Source organism: Streptomyces sp. 3MP-14 (assembly GCF_006334905.2).
Classification (GTDB): domain Bacteria; phylum Actinomycetota; class Actinomycetes; order Streptomycetales; family Streptomycetaceae; genus Streptomyces; species Streptomyces triticirhizae.
Genome location: NZ_VDLZ02000016.1, coordinates 77,943 through 99,138 on the forward strand (window position 1 = coordinate 77,943; position 21,196 = coordinate 99,138).

17 protein-coding genes are annotated in these 21,196 nt (G+C 72.9%); 9 read left to right on the forward strand and 8 right to left on the reverse strand.

Features of this window, described 5'->3' with window-relative positions:
- Positions 1–97: 97 nt before the first annotated feature.
- Positions 98–1,069: a prolyl aminopeptidase gene (pip, locus tag FH609_RS24385; RefSeq protein ID WP_139671512.1), complete on the reverse strand. Its 972-nt coding sequence runs from the start codon at positions 1,067–1,069 to the stop codon at positions 98–100.
- Between the two features lie 85 nt (positions 1,070–1,154).
- Between pip and FH609_RS24390 the strand changes: the two genes are divergently transcribed.
- Both FH609_RS24390 and FH609_RS24395 read left to right on the forward strand, forming a co-directional pair.
- Complete coding sequence (locus FH609_RS24390; RefSeq protein WP_139671510.1) at positions 1,155–1,730, forward strand: MarR family winged helix-turn-helix transcriptional regulator; 576 nt, start codon at positions 1,155–1,157, stop codon at positions 1,728–1,730.
- Positions 1,720–2,007 carry a GNAT family N-acetyltransferase gene (locus FH609_RS24395; protein WP_139671507.1) on the forward strand — a complete coding sequence of 96 codons (288 nt, stop codon included), beginning with the start codon at positions 1,720–1,722 and terminating at the stop codon, positions 2,005–2,007. The genes FH609_RS24390 and FH609_RS24395 overlap by 11 nt, the downstream gene beginning before the upstream one ends.
- Positions 2,008–2,032: 25 nt before the next feature.
- Here the strand turns inward: FH609_RS24395 and FH609_RS24400 are convergent, their stop codons facing one another.
- The 3 genes from FH609_RS24400 to FH609_RS24410 all read right to left on the reverse strand — a co-directional run bounded on the left by FH609_RS24400 (position 2,033) and on the right by FH609_RS24410 (position 4,902).
- The gene (locus tag FH609_RS24400; protein WP_139671504.1) at positions 2,033–2,410 is read right to left on the reverse strand and encodes an RNA-binding S4 domain-containing protein; all 378 of its coding nucleotides are present in this window, start codon (positions 2,408–2,410) and stop codon (positions 2,033–2,035) included.
- Between the two features lie 17 nt (positions 2,411–2,427).
- Positions 2,428–3,063, reverse strand: a complete 636-nt coding sequence (locus FH609_RS24405) for a class I SAM-dependent methyltransferase (protein ID WP_139671501.1) — start codon at positions 3,061–3,063, stop codon at positions 2,428–2,430.
- An 813-nt stretch (positions 3,064–3,876) separates the two neighbouring features.
- Positions 3,877–4,902 (reverse strand): LacI family DNA-binding transcriptional regulator, encoded by a 1,026-nt coding sequence (locus tag FH609_RS24410; RefSeq protein ID WP_139671498.1) that lies wholly within the window; start codon positions 4,900–4,902, stop codon positions 3,877–3,879.
- 457 nt (positions 4,903–5,359) lie between these two features.
- Here FH609_RS24410 and speB point away from each other — a divergent pair, with 457 nt between their 5' ends.
- The 7 genes from speB (at position 5,360) to FH609_RS24445 (ending at position 14,587) form a co-directional block, all read left to right on the forward strand.
- On the forward strand, positions 5,360–6,616 hold the full coding sequence (gene speB / locus FH609_RS24415) for an agmatinase (RefSeq protein ID WP_139671495.1): 1,257 nt from the start codon (positions 5,360–5,362) through the stop codon (positions 6,614–6,616).
- 67 nt (positions 6,617–6,683) lie between these two features.
- Positions 6,684–8,348 carry an ABC transporter substrate-binding protein gene (locus FH609_RS24420; protein ID WP_139671492.1) on the forward strand — a complete coding sequence of 555 codons (1,665 nt, stop codon included), beginning with the start codon at positions 6,684–6,686 and terminating at the stop codon, positions 8,346–8,348.
- Positions 8,349–8,436: 88 nt separating this feature from the next.
- Positions 8,437–9,897, forward strand: a complete 1,461-nt coding sequence (locus FH609_RS24425; RefSeq protein WP_139671487.1) for an MDR family MFS transporter — start codon at positions 8,437–8,439, stop codon at positions 9,895–9,897.
- A gap of 84 nt (positions 9,898–9,981) precedes the next feature.
- A complete protein-coding gene (locus FH609_RS24430; RefSeq protein ID WP_139671484.1) occupies positions 9,982–12,108 on the forward strand; it encodes an ABC transporter ATP-binding protein in 2,127 nt (708 codons plus the stop codon).
- Positions 12,108–12,977 (forward strand): ABC transporter permease, encoded by an 870-nt coding sequence (locus FH609_RS24435; protein ID WP_139671481.1) that lies wholly within the window; start codon positions 12,108–12,110, stop codon positions 12,975–12,977. Before FH609_RS24430 ends, FH609_RS24435 begins: the two co-directional genes overlap by 1 nt.
- A 35-nt stretch (positions 12,978–13,012) precedes the next feature.
- Positions 13,013–14,011: an ABC transporter permease gene (locus FH609_RS24440; RefSeq protein ID WP_139671478.1), complete on the forward strand. Its 999-nt coding sequence runs from the start codon at positions 13,013–13,015 to the stop codon at positions 14,009–14,011.
- Positions 14,012–14,200: 189 nt separating this feature from the next.
- Entirely contained in the window at positions 14,201–14,587 is a 387-nt protein-coding gene (locus FH609_RS24445) for a hypothetical protein (RefSeq protein WP_139671475.1), read from the forward strand.
- Positions 14,588–14,624: 37 nt separating this feature from the next.
- On the opposite strand, the gene FH609_RS24450 is transcribed toward FH609_RS24445, so the two are convergent.
- Genes FH609_RS24450 through FH609_RS24465 form a run of 4 tightly spaced genes read right to left on the reverse strand, consistent with a single transcriptional unit; the run spans position 14,625 to position 21,137 of the window.
- Positions 14,625–15,152, reverse strand: a complete 528-nt coding sequence (locus FH609_RS24450) for a hypothetical protein (protein ID WP_139671472.1) — start codon at positions 15,150–15,152, stop codon at positions 14,625–14,627.
- Positions 15,149–16,363 carry a hypothetical protein gene (locus FH609_RS24455; protein ID WP_139671469.1) on the reverse strand — a complete coding sequence of 405 codons (1,215 nt, stop codon included), beginning with the start codon at positions 16,361–16,363 and terminating at the stop codon, positions 15,149–15,151. The genes FH609_RS24450 and FH609_RS24455 overlap by 4 nt, the downstream gene beginning before the upstream one ends.
- On the reverse strand, positions 16,360–19,362 hold the full coding sequence (locus tag FH609_RS24460; RefSeq protein WP_139671466.1) for a DEAD/DEAH box helicase: 3,003 nt from the start codon (positions 19,360–19,362) through the stop codon (positions 16,360–16,362). The genes FH609_RS24455 and FH609_RS24460 overlap by 4 nt, the downstream gene beginning before the upstream one ends.
- 11 nt (positions 19,363–19,373) lie before the next feature.
- The gene (locus FH609_RS24465) at positions 19,374–21,137 is read right to left on the reverse strand and encodes a hypothetical protein (RefSeq protein WP_193318023.1); all 1,764 of its coding nucleotides are present in this window, start codon (positions 21,135–21,137) and stop codon (positions 19,374–19,376) included.
- Between the last annotated feature and the right edge of the window lie 59 nt (positions 21,138–21,196).

The following is a 21,196-nucleotide window of genomic DNA, read 5'->3' on the forward strand; positions in this document are numbered from 1 at the left end:
CCGCGTCGCCGAACTGTCGACCGTTCAGTTGGTTCGGACAGTTCAACTGCCGCCGGACGTCGGCCGTTCCCGCTTCCGTCGCGGTTTTCGCACCACGCTATCGCGTCCGCGTGACCCCGGTGGCGAAACCGTCGGTGGCCGCCACCAGCCGCCCGACCATGCCCGCGTCGGCGGTGCTGTGCCCCGCCTCGTCCACCACCGTGAGCGCGCAGTTGGGGCCCCAGCGGTGCGCCAACTCCCAGGGCGTGCCCAGCAGATTGCCCGGATCGAGACTGCCCTGCACCACCACGCCCGGGAGGTCGGCGAGTTCGGCCGCGCGGCGGAGCACCTCGCCCTCGGGGAGCCAGGAGCCGGCGCTCCAGTAGTGGGTGACGACGCGGGCGAAGGCCAGCCGGAAGGCGGGGTCGTCGTAACGGGAGGGGCCGCCGGCGGGGCCCACGTCGATCGCCTCCTCCCAGTCACACCAGGCGCGCGCCGCGCGGGCCCGCACCTCCGGGTCCGGGTGGTGGAGCAGCCGCGCGTAGGCGGTGGGCAGGTCGCCGTCCCGGTCCTCGGGCGGCACCGCGTCGCGGAACGCCCGCCAGGCGTCGGGGAAGTAGCTGCCCAGGCCCCGGGTCAGCAGGTCGGTCTCGGCCCGGCGGCCGGTGGCCAGGCCCATCAGCACCAGCTCGCTCACCCGCTCCGGGTGCCGCAGCGCGTAGACCAGCGAGAGCACCGAGCCCCAGGAGCCGCCGAAGAGCAGCCAGCGCTCCACGCCCAGCGCCTCGCGCAACGCCTCCATGTCGGCCAGCAGGTGCTCGGTGGTGTTGGCGGCGAGGTCGACCTCGGGCTCGGCGGCGTTGGGGGTGGAACGGCCGCTGTTGCGCTGGTCGAAGAGGATGATCCGGTAGGCGGCCGGGTCGAAGAACCGCCGGCTGCGGGGGCCGCAGCCCGAGCCGGGGCCGCCGTGCACCACGAGCGCCGGCTTGCCGTCCGGGTTGCCGCACGTCTCCCAGTAGACCCGGTGCCCCTCGCCCACGGACAGCCAGCCGTGGTCGTGGGGCTCGATCGGCGGATACAGCGCGGACATGGCGGCCACCCTTCGGAGCGCAAAATCTGACAGCGCTGTTATATCAGGGCTGTCGGATGCCCGTCGCTCGGTTATCGTGCTGGCCATGTCCACCCAGCGCCCCCTCACCGGCATCGGTACCCGGCTGCGGCATCTGCTCGACCTGTTGGAGGCGGACCTCGCCACGGCCTATCCCCGGCTGGGTCTCGTCGACTACCGGCCCAGGTACACCCCGGTGATCCGCGCCCTGGTCGCCCACGGGCCGAGCACCATCGGGGAGTTGGCGCGGGCGATGGGAGTGACCCACTCGGCGGCCAGCCAGACCGTCGCCCAGCTCGGCCGCCGGGGGCTGGTCGAGCTGAGCGTGGGACGGGACGCCCGGCAGCGCGTGGTCCGGCTGACCGAGGAGGGCGAACGGCTGCTGCCCGTGCTGGACACCGAGTGGGCCGTGGCCGAGGCCGCGGTGGCCGATCTCGACGCCGAGCTGTCCGTGCCGCTGGCGACGCTGCTCGGCGAGCTGGAGCGGGCCCTGGAACGGCGGCCCTTCCGGGAACGGGTGGCCGACGCGGCCGAGGCGCTGACCGGCGGGCCGGCGGCCCAGGGCGCTGCGGGCCAGCCGTTCGGCGCCGGTGGTGGTGCGGGCTCGCCGGCGGCGGGGCACGATGAGGGGCATGAGCACTGAGGTCCGGGACAACAGCCAGCTCGGCCGGTTCGAGGCGTGGCTGGACGACGAGTTCGCCGGCTTCGCCGACTACGAGCGCGAGGAAGCGCGCGTGATCTATCCCCACACCGAGGTGCGGGTCGGCTTCGAGGGGCGGGGCGTGGGCGGCGAGCTGGCCACGGCCGCGATGGTGGACGCCGAACGCCGGGGGCTCAAGGTCGTCGCCACCTGCCCGTTCATCGCGGGCTGGCTGACCAAGCACCCGGAGTACCAGCACCTGGAGGAGACCACCCCGTAGCGGCGGGTGGCCGGCGGGCGCCCGGTCAGCCCTGGCCGCGCAGCCGGTCCAGCTCGCGCCGTTCGCGCTTGGTGGGGCGGCCGGCGCCCCGTTCGCGCACCGGCACGGCCGGGATCTCCACCCGGGGCGGGGGCGGCGGGCTGTTGTCGATCAGGCACTCGGCGGCGGTGGGCGCGCCCACGCGCTTGCGGATCAGCCGGGTGACCTCCACGATCCGCTCCCGGCCCGCGTGCCAGACCCGCACCTCGTCGCCGATCCGCACCGGCTGCGCCGGCTTGACCCGCTCGTTGTTGACCTTGACATGGCCGGCCCGGCAGGCCGAGGCGGCCATCGACCTGGTCTTGATCAGCCGCACCGCCCAGATCCAGGTGTCCACGCGCACGCTTCCCTGCTCACCAGCCATGGCATCGAGCCTAAGCCCTAGGCGGCCGGTTGCCGGAAGTCCGTCGGCTGCCGGAAGACGAGCAGGAAACGCCAGAACAGCAGCCGGCGCACCCGGCAGCCCGGCAGCAGCAGGGCCGCCCCGGCGCGGATCTCCGCGAGCGGCAGGGTCGGCTGCCGCACCGGCGCAGCGACCGCGTCCCGGGGCCGGCCCCGCAGCCGTTCCCCGGCCGTGACGGTCAGCCGCGCCGCCGCGTTGACCGGCACGGCCGCCAGGCTCACCGCCCGGTCGGCGGGCGTGCGCTCGGCGTAGCAGCCCAGCACCACCAGCACCCCGCCGGGCGCGAGCGCCTCCCGGAGGCGAGCGACGGTCGCGAACGGGACGTGGTGCAGGCTGGCCAGGCACGTCACGAAGTCGTAGTGCGCGCGCGGCAGTTGGTGTTCCGTGACGTCGGCGTGCAGATAGCGCGGGCCCCCGGGCGGCGGCGCCGAGCGCTCGCGGGCGGCCGCCAGCGCCTCGGCGGACGAGTCCAGGGCGTCCACCCGCAGGCCCAGGCCCGCCAGCCGCCGGGCGAACGTTCCGGTGCCACATCCGACGTCCAGCGCCCGGCGTGCGCCGCGCGGCAACTGGCGCAGCACGGTGCGGTGGTAGTGGTCGTTGTGGTCGAACGGCACACCGGTACGGTACGAGATCCCCTGGCGGGGAGCCCGTCCCGGGCACGCGGCGGTCTTCCTGGCGGGGGCGGCAACGCCGGTGCGCCGGCGGCGGATGGGGCGTGGCCTCCGGGGCGCTCGGTTCTCGCCGGCGGGTCGGTCGGCGGCTGGCTGCGGGCTCGCGCCGGTCGGCGGCTGGTGAACGCGCGGTTGGGGCGGGGGACTTCTCAGCCTGGGTCGCACTGTGCCGCTGCGCGGGGTCTGGCCGATGTTGGGGGCTACTGGTCGTGGGCTTGCGCCGGTCGGCTGCCGGTGAACGGGCGGTTGGGGCGGCTTTGTGCTGCCGCGTGGGGGTTTGCTGGTGTCGGGGGTTTCTCGCCGTGGCTCGCGCCGGTCGGCGGCTGGTGAACGTGCCGTCGGCGCGGCGGACTTCTGGGCCGGGATCGCACCGCCTCCCGCACGGGGAGTCATCGTCGGCGTCGAACAACCGCCGATGGCAGGCCCATCCAGCCCGCCCGGGCAGCGATGGACCCACCGCCGCCCGGCGCAGCCGGCCCGACCGGGGTCGCGCCGGCTGACTTTCCCGGCCACCGGCAGCCCTCGCGGTGCTGCGCAGCTGGGACGGTCATCCGGTCCGCCCCGACTCCGGGAGCCCCCGCCGTCCGGTGCAACCGGGCCGGCCCATCCGGCCCGCAGAGCAACCCGCCGCCCGCAGGCCCACTCACCGCCCGCAGCACCAACTACCGCCCGCCGGACCACCCACCGCCCGCAGGGCAACTGGCCGTCCGGCGCAGCCGGGCCGGCCCTCCCGCCCGGCCGCCCGCAGGGCCCCGCTCAGCCCAGGGGCACCCGCGCCGCGCCGGGAAGAGACGCGCGCCAGTGGACCTCAGCCGGCAGCAGCACCGGCGCATCCGGCGGCTCCGCGTCGTGCTCGACCAGCCGGATCAGCAGCTCGGCGCAGGCCATCCCGAGGGCACGCGGGTGCAGATCGACGGCGGTGGTCGGCGGAGCGGTCATCGCCAACGTCGGGCTGTCGCCGCAACAGGCGAGCAGCACGTCGCCGCCGACGCGGCGGCCGGCCGCCTCCAACGCGGTCAGCGCGCCCTGCACTATCGGCTCGGAGGAGAGCACCAGCAGGTCGGTGGCCGGCTCGCGGGCCAGCAACTCCCCAATGGCCCGTCGGTGTTCGGCCACCGACAGGTCGCCGAAACGGCTCTCGCCCGTGGTGCCGGGCAACCCCTGGTCGGCGCACCAGCGTTCAAACTCGGCGCGCAGCAGCACGCCCCAGCCGCTGTTGGCGTCCGGGCCGACGAACGCGGGCCGCCGCACCCCGTGCGCCGCCGCCCGGTCCAGGATCTGGCGGAGCGCCCCGGCGTGGTCGGCCGCGATCACCGGGCAGTCGGGCATCCCGTCGGGCGGGTGCTCGCCGGCGACCACCGGCAGCCCGGACTCCAGGAGTTGGCGCGCCCGCAGGTCGTCGGCGATCGGGTCGGCGATGATCACGCCGTCCACCCGGGGCACCCGGTTCCGTGGCACCTGCGGGTTGCTGGAGAGCAACGTCAGGTCGTAGTCCGCGCGTTGGGTGCCGTCCAGGACCCCGGTGACAAACTCCCGAAAGTAGTCGGAGGCGAAACGGTCGCCCGCGTGCAGATGGTGCAGTCCGATGGACCGGACCGATCCGGTGCGTAGGCCCTGGGCGACCGCGTTGGGGCGGTAGTTCAGCTCCTGGGCCGCCTCGACGACGGCCCGCCGGGTCGCCTCCGTCATGCGTCCGGTGCCGGAGAGCGCCTGCGAGGCCGTGCTGGGCGAGACGTTCGCCGCTCTGGCCACGTCCTTGAGCGTGACGGTCTGGCGCCTCATGGCGACATCATACGAGCGCCCGTTCGCCCACCCGCGAGCAGCGACGGTCCCGGCGAGGGAACGGCGAACGAACACCCGGAGCAACGCGCACGGGCCGCGCGGCGGCCCGCCAAGCCTGCCCGCCAAGCCTGCCCGCCAAGCCCCGGCGGCCAGCCGCCCGTTGCGAGCGGCCGAAAACAGTCGCCCATGTTACGGACAGGATTCGGCCGTGGGTCGGCCCGTCGGCGGCCGGCCCCGAGGTGCGCCAGCTGTGTAAACACCCCGCCACGCACCCCCGTTGGCCATTGACGAATCGATTTGGCAGTCCCTAGTTTCAGGTCCTGCCCGAACGAGACGGCGCTCCGGCCGTGCGGCGGGACAACGAGGTTCGCCCAGCGGTGCTTTCCCCTCGGGGGGCGAGGGAGGCTCCGGCACCCGCCTTATCGGGCCAGTCATGGCAACTTTCCGGAGAGGACTCATGTCCGAACAGCGCAGCGACTCCCCGCAGGACACACCCCGGCCGTCCGACCACGGGCCCGAGGGGCACGCCCACGGCCCGGACGGGCACCACCACCATCACCACGACTTCGGCGAGGGATTCTGGGCGCAACCGCCCCGGCTGGGCAGGGGACTTGAGGGACACGGCGCGGTCGACGACTTCAACGTCGGCCGACCGCCCGGGCCGATCTTCGTCAACCGCAAGGGCGAGGGCGGCTTCGCCGGCATCCAGACCTTCGCCAAGCTCCCCGTCTGCCTCACGCCCGAGGACCTGGTGGCCGGCGAGATCGACGTCGCGATCTGCGGCGTCCCCTGGGACGCCACCGCCTCCGGCCGCAGCGGCACCAACCACGGCCCGCTGGCCATCAGGGCCTGCGACTACAAGGGCGGCTACGGCCGGCCGCACTACTCCCTGGACGTGCGGGTCGACGCGTTCGAGACGTTGCGGGTCTGCGACTACGGCGACGCCCCGATCCGGGTCGGCAACACCTGGACCACCTTCGAGGAGATCCGCAAGTTCGTCGGCACCATCGTCGACTCCGGCGCCGTCCCGATCATCCTCGGCGGCGACCACGCCACCACCTGGCCGTCGGCCACCGCCCTGGCGGACCACTACGGCTACGGCAAGGTCGGCATCGTCCACTTCGACGCGCACGCCGACACCGGCACCGACACCCCGGGCAGCCTGGCCAGCCACGGCACCCCGATGCGCAAGCTGATCGAGTCGGGGGCGGTGCCAGGAAAGAACTTCGTCCAGGTCGGTCTGCGGGGCTACTGGCCCGATCAGGAAACCATCGACTGGATGGAAGAGCGCCAGATGCGCACCCACTTCATGGCCGAGATCAACCGGGACGGCTTCGAGAAGGTCCTGGAGCGCGCCGTGGACGAGGCTCTGGACCAGGCCGACCACCTCTACATCTCGCTGGACATCGACGTCGCCGACCCGGCCTACGCGCCCGGCACCGGCACCCCCGAACCCGGCGGCCTGACCAGCATCCACGTGCTCACGGCCGTCCGCCGCCTCGCCGCCGAGGTGGGCATCGTCGGCATGGACGTCGTCGAGGTCAGCCCGCCCTACGACGACCGGGGCGAGATCACCGCGCTGCTCGCCAACCGCGCCGTCCGCGAGGCGCTGACCGGCATCGCCATGCGCCGCAAGGGCCTGACCGAACCCGACTACCTGCACCCCGGCGCGCTTGGCCCCGGCCACTCCCGGGCGCTGCGGGACAAGGGCTGAGCCGGCCACCGGCGTCCGCAGCCTCCACCGAGCCCTCCAACGAGCGCCCCAGCACGAGGAGTTCCCCATGAGACGGCAATCCGCCGCCCGGCGCGCCGCCGCCCTGGCCGCCCCGCTCGCCCTGGCCCTGACCGCGACCCTGACCGCCTGCGGCGGCGAGCAGGGCACCACCGGCTCCGCCGCCCCCACCGACGGGGTGCTGCGCGTCGGCCTGCTCAACGACATCGGCCAGCCGCCCGACCCCGACGTCTACTACTCCGGCAACGGCCTGGCCCTGACCACCAACATGTACGAGGGGCTGGTGCGGTACGAGCCCGGCCTGGACACCGCGACCATTGGGCCCGCGCTCGCCACCGACTGGCAGGTCTCCGAGGACAACACCACCTACACGTTCACCCTGCGCGAGGGCGTCACCTTCCACGACGGGACGCCGTTCACCGCCGAGGCCGTCGAGGCGTCCTTCGACCGGCGCACCGCCGTCGGCGCCGGCCCCGCCTACATGGTGGCCGGCGTCGACTCCGTCGAGACGCCCGACGAGACCACCGTGGTGATCCGTCTCGCCGAGCCCAACTCGGCGTTCCTCGACTACCTCGCCTCGCCCTACGGCCCCCGCATGATCAGCCCGACCGCGCTGGCCGAGAACGCCGGCGACGACCACGCCCAGACCTACCTCAGCACCCACTCGGCGGGCACCGGCCCCTACCAGCTGAGCGCGGCGCGGGTCGGCGAGCGCTACGAGATGACCGCCTACGACGGGTACTGGGGCGGCGAACCGACGTTCACTACCATCGAGTTGCCCGTCTACACCGACACCTCCGCCATGCAGCTCGCCCTCAACAACGGCGACCTGTCGACCATCATCGGGGCGGTACCCTCCGCCTCCCAGGCCGACTACATCGAGGACGACGCCCTCCAGGCGTACAGCCTGCCCTCGTTCCAGGTCGGGGTCCTGTACATGAACCCCAACCGGCCCTTCATGGCCACCCCCGAGGCGCGGCGGGCGATGTTCTCCGCCGTGGACTGGGGGAGCGTCATCGACCAGGTCGTCGCCCACAAGGCGGAGCTGGCCACCGGCAGTTACTCGCGCGGCGCGCTGCCCGACGGCGTGGAGGAGCGCGCGATCACCCACGACCCGGCGCCGCTGGCCGACTATGTGGCCGGGCTGAGCGGCGCGGAGAAGACCGTCGTCATCGGGCACAGCGCCTCCTCCGCCGACGACGCGCAGATCGCCAACATCATCGCCGCCCAGCTCCAGGGGCTCGGCCTGGACGCCACCATCACCAGCTACCAGACCTCCCAGGTCTTCGGCGAGTTCGCGGCCAACCCGGCCGAGGCCCCCGACCTCTACGTCTCCTCCGGCACCTGGCCCGACTCCAGCAACCCGTACATGTACGGGCACGTGTTCTGGGACCAGGACGGCGGACTCAACCATCTCCAGTGCTTCTCCGACGAGACCACCGAACTCCTCGCCGAGGCCCTGGTCTCCGGCGATCCGGCGACCTACGGCGCGGCGGCCGAGGCCAACGAGGCGGCGGCCTGCACCCCGGCCTGGGCCTATGTCAACGACTTCGTCGTCGCCCAGCCCTGGTTGGGCGGGGTGGAGGAGGCGCACAGCATCGCCGAGCCCTACACGCTCGACTTCCACGCGCTGACCGTCGATTCGGGTGACGCGTCGGACTCGGGTGACGCGTCCGATTCGGGTGACGCGTCCGACTCGGCCGAGGACGAGTAGCCGTCCGGGGGACGCCGCCGCCCCGCGTTCACCGTCCCGGCGTCCCCCGTCTCCCCTCCCGAAGCAGCGACTCCGCCGAAGGAACCCCATGTCACACCGCCGGTCGGGCCAGCGCCCCACCCGCGCCACCGACCTGCCAGCGAGCTTCTGGTGGCTCTGGTTCGCCGTCCTCGTCACCTGGACCGGGCGTTTCGTCGTCCCGTTCATGACGCTCTTCCTCACCCGCGACGCCGGGCTCAGCACATCCGAGGCCGGGCTGATCGTCTCCGGCTACGGCGGCGGCGTGGTGCTCTCCGCCCTCGCCGGCGGGGTCCTCTCCGACGTGATCGGCCGCCGCCGCACCCTGCTGGGCAGCCTGCTACTCTCCGCCGCCACCATGACGGTGATTCCGTCGTTTCCCCAACCGGCCGCCATCGCCGTGCTGTTGTTCGTCTTCGGCCTGGTCAACGGCGCGGCCCAGCCCTCGGTCGCCGCGCTGATCACCGATCTGGTGCCGGCGGCCCACCGCAGGGCCGCGTTCGCCTACAACTTCTGGGCGGTCAACCTCGGTTACGCGGTGGGTCCGCTGCTTGCCGGGTTCATCGCCGACCACGCCTTCGAGTACCTCTTCTACGCCCAGGCCGGCGTGCTGGTGGTGGCCGCGACCATCGTGCTGGCCCGGGTCACCGACGCGCACGCCCCCCGCACGTTCCGCGCCTCGCGCGCCGCGAGGACGGCCGACGCGCCCGCCGAACCGGCCGTCGGGCTGCGCCAGGTGCTGCGCGACCGGGTGTTCGTCACCTTCACGCTGGCGATGCTCGTCTACTCGGTCGTCTATGTGCAGTCCACCTCGTCGCTGCCGGTGACCATGGTCGAGGACGGCTTCTCCTCCGGCGAGTACGGCTTTCTCCTCACCCTCAACGGGGTCCTGCTGTGCGCCCTCCAGATCCCCTCCGCGCGGCTGGTCGCGCGCTGGCGCCGGGAGGCGGTGCTGGCCGGAGCCCTGCTCTTCACCGCCCTCGGCGTGGGCCTCCAGGCGCTCGCCGACTCCTGGCTCTTCTACGCGATGGCCGTCTCGGTCTGGACGCTGGGGGAGATGGGCGCCCACCCGGCGGCCCAGTCCATCGCAGCCGACATGTCGACCCGGCAGGCGCGCGGGCGCTATCTCGGCACCTACGCCCTGGCGTTCAGCACCGCCACCATGATCGGCCCGCTGGCCGGCGGCACCGTGCTGCAACACCTGGGCAGCGGGCCGCTGTGGGTCGGCTGCGCCGTGGTCTGCGTGCTGCTGGCCGGGTTCCTCACGCTCACCTCACCGGCCCGCGAACGGCGGCTGGCCGCGCCGGCCGCCGACGACCCGTCCGACGTCCCGCACCCGAACCCGCCGCCCGCGCCGCCCGTTTCCGACTCCGGCGCCGTCGACCGGACTGCCCCCGCCACCACGACCACCACCGACGCCACGACCGCCGCCTCCACCGATGCCACGACCGCCGCCACCGACGCCACCCGCAAGGCACCCCTGAGCGATCCCGCAGCGCGGCGGGACCGCGTGGACCGGCCAGGCCGCTAGGGCGCCGGCCCCCCGCCGCCGGCCCTCCGCCGTTGAGCTTCCGCCGTTGGGCTTCGGCCATCCGAACACCCGGGAGGACCACCGATGTTGGACACCCAACCCGCCACCCCCGAATCCGCCGCGCCGACCACCGAGGCGCCCGACACCCCCGTGGCGACCCTGCGCGACCTGCGGGTCAGCCTCGCCCGCAACGGCAACCGCTCCGAGGTGCTGCGGGGCGTCGACCTGGACATCAGGCCCGGCGAGGTGCTCGGCCTGGTCGGCGAGTCCGGCTCCGGCAAGAGCGTCCTGGCGCTCGCCCTGCTCGGCCTGCTCCCGGCCGGCTCCGCACCCCGGGTCGCCGGCCAACTCCGCGTCGCCGGCGTGGACATGGTCAACGGCACCGAGGAGGAGCGCCGCCTGGCGCGGCGCGAGAGCCTCGGCGTCGTCTTCCAGGACCCGATGACCTCCCTCAACCCGACCATGCGCGTCGGGCAGCAGGTGGTGGAGGCGGCCGGCAGCGCCGACGAGGCGATCCGGCTGCTGCGCGCGGTGGGCGTGCCCGAACCCGAGCGCCGGATGCGGGCGTTCCCCCACGAACTCTCCGGCGGGCTGCGCCAACGCGTCATGATCGCCATGGCCATCGCCGGCGGCCCCCGGCTGATCGTCGCCGACGAGCCGACCACCGCGCTCGACGTCACCGTGCAGTCGCAGGTGCTGGGCGTGCTGCGGCGGCTCAGCGACGACCTTGGCTGCGGGGTGCTGATGATCACCCACGACCTGGGCGTCGCCGGCCAGATCGCCGACCGGATCGCGGTGATGTACCGGGGCAGGCTCGCCGAGGTCGGCCCCACCCGACGGGTGCTGAACGAGCCGCGACACCCCTACACCCTGGGCCTGTTGGCCTCCCGTCTCGACTTCGACACCGACCGGGACAGCCCGTTGCGCACCCTGGTGCCCGAGCCGGCCGGCGGCGCGGCGGTGGCCGGCTGCGCCTACCACCCGCGCTGCCCGCTGGCCGTCGACCGCTGCCGCGCCGAACTCCCGGGCCTGCCGGACCTCCCGGTCCGGCCCGAACACGCCGCCGCCTGCTTCCGCGCCGAGGAGTCCCGCGACCGGCTGCTGGAGATCGCCCACCGCGAGGCGGCCGCCGAGGCGGCCACGTTGCCCGAACGCGCCGAACGCGCCGAACGCGCCGAGCCTGCCGAGCCCGCCGAGCCGACCGAGCCCGCCGATGGGGACGCGGCGGCCGCCGAACGGGAGCAGGCGCCCGCGCGGCCCGGCGTCGTCCTGGCCACCACCGAGCTGGAGTGCCGCTTCACGGTGCGCGACCGCCGGGGCCGGAAGGCGTCGCTGGCCGCGCTGCGCGGGGTCACCCTCGACATCGAGGCCGGCGAGTCCCTCGCCCTCGTCGGCGAGAGCGGCTCGGGCAAGTCCACCCTGCTCCGCGTCCTCGCCGGGCTCCAGAAGGCCACCGGCGGCGCGATCACCGGGCCAACCGGCGGCGGGGTGCAGATGGTCTTCCAGGACGCGGGCGCCTCCCTCACTCCCTGGCTCACCGTGCGCGAACTGCTCACCGAACGCCTGCGCCGCCCACGTCTGGACCGCGCCGAACGCCACCGCCGCGTCGTCGCCGCCCTCGACTCCGTCGGCCTCCCCGAGACGACCCTCGACGCCCGGCCGGCCGAACTCTCCGGCGGCCAGCGGCAACGCGTCGCCCTGGCCAGGGCCACCATCGTCCCGCCCCGGGTGCTGCTGTGCGACGAACCCACCAGCGCGCTGGACGTCTCGCTCGCCGCCCATGTGCTCAACCTGATCCAACGCCTCCGCGCCGAACTGGGCATGACCGTCGTCTTCGTCACCCACGACCTGTCGGTCGCCCGGATCATCGGCGACCGGATCGCCGTGATGTACCTGGGGCGGCTGGTCGAGATCGGCACCGCCGACGAACTGGTCACCGACCCGAAACACCCCTACACCCGCGCGCTGCTCTCGGCCGTGCCGGGACTCGACGTCGAACTGCCCACCATCGAGGGCGAACCGGCCAGCCCGCTCGCGCCGCCGAGCGGCTGCGCCTACCACCCGCGCTGCCCCGTCGCCACCGAGGAGTGCGCCGACACCCTCACCGGCATCCAACTCGTGCCCATCGGGCCCCGACCGCCGGGGCCCGCGCGCACCGCGCCGCCCTCAGCCCGCCGGGCCGTCGCGTGCGTCCACCGAGGGGAGATCTGATGGCCGCCCTGGTCGCCGGCGTCGAGACGCCGACCCGAAGCCGCGTCCCACGTCGCCACCTGGTCGGCGGGCGGCTGTTGAACCACTGCCTGCTGGGCCTCGTCGGCCTGGTCACCCTGGTCGCGGTGCTCGCGCCGCTGCTGGCCCCGCACGACCCGGTGGGCACCAGCGGACAGCTCTACGCCGGCATCGGCAGCCCGGGCCACCCGCTGGGCACCGACGGCATCGGGCGCGACCTGCTCTCCCGAACCCTGCTGGGACTGCGCACCAGTTGGCTGATGGCGCTGGCCGTGGTCGCACTCGGGCTGCTGGTCGGCGGGATCGTCGGGCTGCTGGCCGGCGCCTTCGGCGGCTGGCTCGACGCGGTGCTGATGCGGGTCACCGACCTGTTCCTCGCGCTGCCCGGCACCCTGGTCGCCGTGGCCGTCGCCGCCGCGCTCGGCTCGGGGCTCGGCAACACCTTCCTCGCCATCTCCGTCGTCTGGTGGCCCTACTACGCCCGGATCGTGCGCGGCGAGGTCCGCGCCCTGGCGGTACGACCCCATGTGGAGGCCGCCCGGATGGCCGGCGTCTCCACGCCCCGCATCATCCTCCGCCACCTGCTGCCCGGCGTGGTGCCCTCGGCCGTCGTCACCGCCAGCCTCGACGTCGGCAGCGTGGTCCTGGTGCTGGCCAGCCTCTCCTTCCTCGGCCTGGGCCAGTCAGCGCCCGCGCCCGAACTGGGCGCCGACACCTCCCGCGCCCTGCCCGAACTCCTCACCCACTGGTGGATTCCGGTCATCCCCGGCGTCACCGTGATGCTGCTCAGCCTGGTCGCCAACCTCGGCGGCGACGCGGTGCGCGACCTCATCGCCCGGCGCGGCCGCTGACGCCCGGGCTCTCCGCTCACGAAAGGCCAACGGACATGACGTTCCGTTTCTTCGGCACCCGGCTGGCGTCCCTGGTGGCGCTGCTGCTGGTGCTCTCCGTGGTGCTGTTCGTCCTCCAGGAGATCTCGGCGACCGACGCCGCCGCCGCGACCCTCGGGCCCACCGCCTCGCCGGAGGCGATCGCCGCCGAACGCGCCAGGCTCGGCCTCGACGGGCCGCCCGTCGACCGCTATCTCGACTACCTCGGCGGCCTGTTCACCGGCGACCTCGGGACGTCGTTCCGCACCAGGCGGCCGGTCACCGAGGACATCGGCAGCTATCTGCCGGCCACCCTCGAACTCGTCCTCTTCGCCTTCCTGCTGGCCCTGCTGCTCGCGCTGCTCTTCGCGCTCTCCAGCACCCTGCGCTGGCGGGGCGCCGGCGCGCTGCGCGGGCTGCTCTTCGTCTCCTCGACCGCGCCCACCTTCCTGCTGGGCATCTTCTTCCTGATCGTCTTCTACCAGCAGTTGGACTGGCTGCCGGCCAACGGCCGGGCCAGCGGCGGGGCCGCGACCGACGGGCCCACCGGGCTGCTGGTCCTCGACGGGCTGCTGGCCGGCGACCCCGCCGCCAGCGTGGACGCGCTGCGGCATCTGCTGCTGCCCGCGCTGGCCCTCGCGGTCGGCCCGGCGCTGGCCATCGGCCGCGTCTTCCGCTCCAGCCTGCGCACCACCCTGGACGCCGAGTACGTCCGCACCGCCCGGGCCAAGGGCCTGGGGGAACGCGCCATCGTGGTGCGGCATGTGGCGCGCAACTCGGTCAACGCCGCGCTCTCCATGACCGGCCTCCAGATCGGCTTCATGTTCGCGGGGGTGCTGGTGGTCGAGAGCGTCTTCAGCTGGCCGGGGCTCGGCAGCTATCTGGGCGCCAGCATCCCGGTCTCCGACTTCCCGGCCGTCGCCGGGGTGACCTTCGTCCTGGGCGCGGTCTACATCGTGGCCAACACCGCCGCCGACGTCCTCCAGGGCGTCGCCGACCCCAGGGTGGCCGTCTGACGGCACGGGGGCGCCGGGCGGGGCGGCGGCCGGGGGAGTCCGATTGACGGAACGCTGCTGCAAAGGAGTGAGTCCCAGAGAACTCGGCGCTCCGCCCGCGTTGAACAGCGTGCGCCGACCACCCCGGCGCGCCCCCAACTCGGATGGAGCGTCCACTCGATGAACACCCCAGCGAACATTCCGGCCCGCTTGAAAAGCATCGCGCGGCTGGCGGGATACGCGGCGGCACTGGCGCTGCTGCTCACCGGCTGCGCCGGCGCCGGTGCGGCCGACGACGAGGACGGCGGCGCCGCGCCCCAGCCATCGCCGCTCGCCACCGCCCACGCCGTTCCCAGAAGCGAACCCAGCCCCGCCGCCGGGCCCCACGGCCCGGCCGACCGGGACAGCGCCACCCCCGAGGCCACCGACCAGACCTCGACCCCGACGCCGACCCACGTCCCCGAGCCACGCCCCACCCACGCCCCGACGCCGACCGCCGTCCCCACCCCGACCTCGACCGTCGAACTGCCCAGCTCCTTCTGCGCGTTCCCCGACCCGACGATGAACGCCGTCTGCCGCTCGGCCCTGGGGAACTAGGTGCGTTCCTCGGGGAGGCAGGTCCTCCGCGTGTCCGTCACCGATCGAGATCCGCGTAGCGGGTGATCTGGTGCGCCAGGCCGCCTATCGCGAGCGCCTCCAGCCCCGACACCAGAAGCAGCTGCCAGTGGGGTGGCCCGACCATCCAGTAGACGACCAGGGCGGCCAGCGGCGCCGCGCAGAAGGCCAGCAGGTCCACCGCGAGCTGGATCGCCTTGCGCGAACGGCGCCGCTCGTCGGTGCGGTGCGCCTTCTCCCAGGCGAAGACCTCGGGCTCGCCGGGGGCCAGTTCCTTGAGCCGGGGCGCCAACTCCTGCCGGACATAACGGCCGATCGCCGAGATCTTCTCGTCGTTCACCAGATAGGTCCAGCCGAGGATCACGGACAGTGGCGGCATCAGGAGAAGCAGCTGGATACGGCCCTGGCCCGTCAACGTGGAGGCCACCACGGCGGCCATGGTGCCGAGCGTGGCGTAGAGCAGGTTGTCCCGGAAGCCGATCCTGGCCCGCTGCTCCTGCTTGATGTGCTCGTACTCCGTGAGGAGCAGCTGCCCGCCGTCGATCAACGAGGCTCCTTCTCCAGTCTGGCGAGTTGGGACTCCAACCCCGCAAGGCCCATCCGTCCCGCCCCCGTGCGTAGGGATGACAGGTCCGGGACGGCCAGGGCCAGTTGGCGGGCGAGCTGCGCGACGATCGCCTCGGCCGTCGCACGGTCGACGCGCCACCTGGCCCCGAACCGCTGGTCCAAGCGCACCAGGAGGGCACGCTTACGATGATTCTCATCACCGCACCAGAGGCGGAAGAACCTGGCCCCCACGATCTGGTAGGAGCCGATGCGCGACAGCGAAAGCTTGTGCTCGTCTCGGAAGGCCTCGGGAGGCAAGGAGATCCGCCAGGTGCCACCCTCCCGCTCGGGCGCCGTCGGCGGCAGCCCGTGCCGGTGCAGCCAGTTCTCGATGCCCTTGAGCGTCCGCTCCTCGTCCTCGATCTGCTCGTTCTCCAGCGTCATGGCCACGGAGGGCGCTTTGGTCAGCAGGTCGCTCAGCTCCCCGTCGTGCGCCGCTCCGGCGCCCGCCTGGCCATAGGCCAGCAGTCGCCCTCGCGCGCTCACCACATAGAGAGGCAGGTAGACGAGTCGACTGTCGAGGGTCCGCATCCTGTCCATGGCGACCGGCAGGTTGTAACGGGCGCGATCCCGCCGGCGGTTGAGATCGTCGAGGGCGGCGGGATCGAAGGAACGGGAGACGAAGAGAGGCGTGAAGCGCGGCCCCTTCCCGTCGCCGACCAACCGCCCCAACTCCTCCTCGGACAGCAGCGACACGGTCTCTTGGTCGTAGTGCGGCTTCTGGAGCGGGACGGAGGACAGCGCCTCGAAGTAGAGCTTTCTGCGGTCCTGACGGGTCAACACGTAGCGGGTGTCGTCGTCCACGGAGCGCTGACCAAGACCGGTCAGCGTGAGCCGGCCTCCCTCCTCCCTGACGTGGCCGATCGCGGTCAGCGCGCGGACGGCCTGAGCCACCAGTGCGCGGTCCAGGGCGAAGAACGCGGTGAGTTCGTCGATGCCGTGGAGACCGCCGTGCCGCAGGCCCCGCGCGAGAAACCGCTCCAACAGGGAGAACTTCTCGCCCTCGGTGATGTCCGCCTCGACTTCCACCTCCCACACCGGAAGCAGCAGACCATGAAGTCGCAGGGGAACGACTCCCTCGCCGAACGCCGCGTGCTCCAGCACCCGCTCCTCGGGAAAGGGAAACAGCCGCGACGACCGCTCCAACGTCAACTCTCCTCCTGCTCGGCCGAGAACACGCGCAGGCGGCCCATGACCTCCTGATGGGTGGTGAGATCGCCACGCTGGCCGAGGTAGTCGTACAGCTGCTGGCTGAGGGCTCGGAACCCCGGGTCCGCAGCGCGGAGCAGTGTGCTGAGATCGCCCGTGATCACCAACTGCCGTTGGGCGCGGGTAAAGGCCACATTGACCCGGCGAAGCTCGCTGAGGAATCCGATTCGCCCGTGGGGGTTGCTCCGCGTGAATCCGTAGAGCACGACCTCACGTTCGCCGCCCTGGTAGGCGTCGACGCTGCCCACGGAGGCCTCCGCGAGCTGCGAGTCCCCGAGCAGGGGCTTGAGTTCCGAAAGCACGGCCGCACGCTGCGCCAGGTAGGGAACGATGACCATCCACTCGGCGCCCCGCCTGTGGTAGAAGGCGGCGAGACGTGCTAGCAGACGGGCCTCGCACCGGTTGAACACCCCTTTGCGGCGGAACCGTTCCGCGGCTCGTTGGCCCCGCGTCTCGTACCGCTCCCGTTCCGGGAGCTCCGACGTGTCCACGAAGGCCAGCGGGCTGGCGAACAGCGGGTCCGCGTGGTGATGGTCCTTCTCCGTGCGCAGCGTGCCGTCGTAGAAGGCAGCGGAGATGAAGTCGCCGATCTCGGCCGGCATCCTGCGCTGCTTGGTCAGTTGCACGACATGGGTCGAGGGCAGCCCGGAGCGCAACCGTTCCAGCGCGCTCCCCGACATCAGCCTGAGCAGGTCCGGATCGCCGATGCCCCTGCCCCACTCCGCCACCTCGGAGTCGAGGAAGGGCGGCAACTGTCGGTCGTCCCCAACGAGAATGCCCCGACGGACCCGACTCAACGGCACCAGGGCGTCCGCCACCCCGAGCTGCCCGGCCTCGTCGATGATGCCGAGATCGAACTCCACGCCTGACAGTTCCGGTCGGGACGCGGCGCCTATGCAGGTGGCACCCACGACATGGGCGAAGCGGATCAGCTCCGGAGCCAGCTGTTCGGGGGCCCGCGCCACGGCGTCATGCCACTCCTCGGCGAGCGCGCGTCGCCGGGAGATGAGCGGCAGCCACTCCGCCAACTGTTCCCGCAGCCGCTCCAACTCGGCCGTCGCCCCGTCCGGTTCGCGCAGGCGGACGACCGCAGGCGGGTCGGGGACCACCGAGGACAGTACCGCGACGGCCCGGTCGGCTGCCGCATAGGCGGTGTGCATCCCGCCCTCCCGCGTCCGCTGAGCCCGCTCGCTCGCCTCCCTCGCCCGAACGACGGCCGGATGGGACGCGAGGCTGTCCGCGATGGCGCCGTTGACGTGTTCGATCTCGCGTTCCAGATCCGCCAGTCGCGCCATGACGGGTTGCGTCTCGTCCCGCACCTCGTTGAGCCGGCCCTCGGCGCGTCGTGCCCGGAGGCGGTGGAACCAGCCCAGCAGCGGAGCCTCGGAGTGCTCCTGTGCGGAGCGCAGCCGGGCCGCGATCCGCTCGGCGCGTGCGGTCAGCTCGGCGAGTGCCGACCGCTGTCCCGTTGCGCGCTGTTGGAGCGTCGCGAGCCGCTCGCGGAGCGGTGCCGTTTCCCGCAACGCGGTGACGTCGAATCGTTCGGTGGCGGCGCGCTCCTCACGCGTCAGCGCGTGCACCACCTCCACGGCTCTGTCGAGTTCGGCCATCCAGGGGCCGAGCGCCTCCTCGGCCGCTCCGTATGCCTGTCGGCGCACCGTCATCCCGCCCTGGATCTCCCCCGCCAGGGACTCCGTCTGCTGCTCGAGGAGCAGGGGCTTCACATCGTCGTGCACCTTGTGTTCCACCCCGACCCGGATCACCACCAGGTCGCGGGACAGCCGCGCCAGCACGTTGTCGACGGCGCGGTTGGCGTGCGATGTGATCAGGACCCGTTCGGGCTCGGGCCGGCCGGGCGCCACTGTCGCCGCGGCGTGCGCGATCTCGGTGATGGTTCGGGTCTTGCCCGTCCCGGGCGGGCCGAGGACTACGAGGAACTCCGTTGTGGCCAGGGCCTTTTGGAATGCCATGCACTGTTCGGGGTCCAGCTCCTCGCGCGGGCGGGCCGAACTGGCGGGAACGGGGCCGACGCGGTGCTCCGCCAGTGCCGGCAGCAACGCGGGATTCTCGGCCTGCCCGGTGCGAAAGGCGGCGACGGCCTGCCGCTGCTTCGCGTAGACCACAGTGCTCGGCGTGATTTCCAGGGCCCCTCGCGAGGGCAGTTCGGGCCAGGAGACCGGCTCGTCAAAGCGGACGGTGACGGAACGCCCAGCCGCCCGGTTCACCTGGCCTCTGGACTCGTCCGCGCCCTGAACGCGGACGAACGCTCCGGCCGGTGGTAGCGCGTCGTCCACCAGGTGGAACTCGTAGACGGACTGTGGAGTGTTGCGCTTGCCCCCCGTCGGGGAGACATCGTGGAAGAGGAACGGGCGAGCGTCACGTTGCTCCCGGGTCTCGATCTCCTCCGTCGCGTCGATCAGCCGGTCCACCTGGCTCAGAAACGCGGACTGTTCGGCGGTGACGGTCGCCACGGTGGCCCCACCCGAGCCCTCGCCCGTCGCGGTACGCGCCGTCGACAGCCGCCCCCAGGCCTCGGCGAGTTCGCGCCACTGCGCGGAGGAACCGTCCGGGATCTCGCGTAGTTCAAGGACCATGGCCCAGTGGGGCGGGTGCACCAGCAGGCTCGAATGGGCCAGCCGTGCGTGGTCGGCCAGGCGCAGGGGATCGACGGAGCGCACGAAGTAGCCCGTGCCCCGATCGGTCGGCACCAGCCGGATGCGGTAGGCGTGGGTGTGGACTACCAGCGACGCGCGGAAGCGGGTGTCACCCGGGTCAATGAACGCGGGTGCGCCTTCGGCCAGCTGGTTGAGGTCTCGGAGGATGTCGTCCAGGGACCCGGGAAGGCCACGCCAGGTTCTCGACCTGGCCAGCAACTGGTCGTCCAGCCGCTTGCCCGGTACCAGGACGAGCGGGAGGCGGAGGTCGACGGTGACGAGAGGCATTCGGGGTTCCTTCAGGGAAGGTGAGGCGCGCGTGCCAACTCGCGTGCGGCGCCATGCAGCCCCGCGCGCAGCATTCGGAGGGGCGGGCGGGCAGCCGGGTCCCGTGCCAGCGTGGCGGCCAGGAGTTGGGCAAGCCCGGGTGGAACGGGGCCGCTCGACCGGTAGGGCGGCAGTCCCTCGACGGGCGGACGTCCAGCCAACAACTGATGGAGGATGGCCCCGAGTTGATAGACATCGGTTGCGGGCCCCGGCCCTGACAACGCTCCGTGTCGCTGCTCCGGGGCCTGGTAGGGACCGGGATGTTCGCCGGGGCGCGGGCGCGTGGCGGCCAGACCCAGGTCGCGCAACGACATCCCCGGGTCGCCCAGGACGATGGCGGTCGGCCGCAGGGCACGGTGGGCGATACCGGCCTCGTGCAGCCGGTCGAGGGTCTCGGTGACCGGTATCAGCCCTCGGAGCGCGCGCAGCAGCCGCACCGAGTTGGGGCGCTCGGCACCGACAGGCGAGGTGGGACAGTACTCGCGCAGCGTGTCCCGTGGTCCGCCGTGTCGGGTGTCGACCGGCCACCGCAGCGCCAGTGTCACGGTGTCCTCTCGCCCGAGCAACTGCACGACCTTCGGGCCACCGAAGCGGTGACACAGCTCCGCCTCCCGCCTCAGGGACCGGTGGGCCTCGGTCTCGCTGCCCGCCCCGGTGCCGGGGAGCGCGCGGACCTGACGCAGCCACACAAACGCGCCCGTCCGGTCGCGGTCGGGCAGCGACCGCGCCCTGGCCTGACGACGGATGACTCCCGCGTCGTGATCCTCCGTGAGTAGATCCTCGGGCCCCTCATAGACGAGGTAGGACCGTTCACCGACCGTGACGACCGGGTGGTGTGCCCAACTCTCCTCCGCAGGGGCGGGCTTGTGGCCGTCCACTCGTTGCGGGCCCGGCTCGAGGCGCGGCCGGACGACGGCCACGCTCAGGGGGTGTCGTTCCGAGGCATGGACCGACCGGGTGCCGCTGGGGACCCGCAGATCGCGGAGGACGCGCAGCGCGAAGGCCGCCGCGTTGCGTGACGCCAGCTGTTGGGAACCCTCGGCGTCCGCCCTGGACTTGTTCCCGTCGGCCCCGTCGCTGATGCCGCGCACGACCAGCGTCTCCACGTCGTTCCGCATCCGCACGGCCTGCGTGACTCCGTGGCTCTCCATCTCCACGGCGACCGCGTCGTTGTAGTGCCGCCTGATGCGCCGAGCCGTGGTCGAGTCGCGGGAGTCGACCACGACGTCACCGGCGGCGATGGGAGCGAGATGGACCTCCGGGGGCGCTGTCGTCTCCCGCTCCTCGGGACGGAGAAACGCCCAGGGCTCGTTCCGCCGAGCGGATCGGAGCAACTGGTCGACCCGGTGGGACGGTTCCCAAGCCGTCGGGCGTGCGCTGAACCCGTCGCGGCCCTCCCGCCCCCCGTGGTAGCCGTAGATCCTTGTCGCGGCCACAACGTCGCCGATCCGCACGTCGTCCTTGAGGGAGCCGGCGACCCCGACGAAGCAGAGCGCCTGTGGGGCGTAGTGTTCGATCACGTGTTGGGCGATCAGCGCCGCGCGGGTGTTGGTCGGGCCGGTCTCCACCAGCGCCACGCGCCAGTCGACGCCGACCACGCCACCCACCTCCAGGAGGGTGCCCTGCGGGAGTTCGACCTCCCGAACGCCCTTCATGTGTCGTCGCACCGCGTCGTACTCGACCGGCAGTGCGGACAGGATGACAACTGTCGGCAGCCCGACATCCGTTGCCCCCAACGCGCACACCCCCACTCATGAGCGAACCACGCGAACGCCCGCGACGCGGGACGCGGACG

Coding starts and splice junctions, on each gene's coding strand:
- pip (WP_139671512.1), bottom strand. CDS start 1,069: ATGTCCGCGCTGTATCCGCCGATCGAGCCCCACGACCACGGCTGGCTG.
- FH609_RS24390 (WP_139671510.1), top strand. CDS start 1,155: ATGTCCACCCAGCGCCCCCTCACCGGCATCGGTACCCGGCTGCGGCAT.
- FH609_RS24395 (WP_139671507.1), top strand. CDS start 1,720: ATGAGCACTGAGGTCCGGGACAACAGCCAGCTCGGCCGGTTCGAGGCG.
- FH609_RS24400 (WP_139671504.1), bottom strand. CDS start 2,410: ATGGCTGGTGAGCAGGGAAGCGTGCGCGTGGACACCTGGATCTGGGCG.
- FH609_RS24410 (WP_139671498.1), bottom strand. CDS start 4,902: ATGAGGCGCCAGACCGTCACGCTCAAGGACGTGGCCAGAGCGGCGAAC.
- speB (WP_139671495.1), top strand. CDS start 5,360: ATGTCCGAACAGCGCAGCGACTCCCCGCAGGACACACCCCGGCCGTCC.
- FH609_RS24420 (WP_139671492.1), top strand. CDS start 6,684: ATGAGACGGCAATCCGCCGCCCGGCGCGCCGCCGCCCTGGCCGCCCCG.
- FH609_RS24425 (WP_139671487.1), top strand. CDS start 8,437: ATGTCACACCGCCGGTCGGGCCAGCGCCCCACCCGCGCCACCGACCTG.
- FH609_RS24430 (WP_139671484.1), top strand. CDS start 9,982: ATGTTGGACACCCAACCCGCCACCCCCGAATCCGCCGCGCCGACCACC.
- FH609_RS24435 (WP_139671481.1), top strand. CDS start 12,108: ATGGCCGCCCTGGTCGCCGGCGTCGAGACGCCGACCCGAAGCCGCGTC.
- FH609_RS24440 (WP_139671478.1), top strand. CDS start 13,013: ATGACGTTCCGTTTCTTCGGCACCCGGCTGGCGTCCCTGGTGGCGCTG.
- FH609_RS24460 (WP_139671466.1), bottom strand. CDS start 19,362: ATGCCTCTCGTCACCGTCGACCTCCGCCTCCCGCTCGTCCTGGTACCG.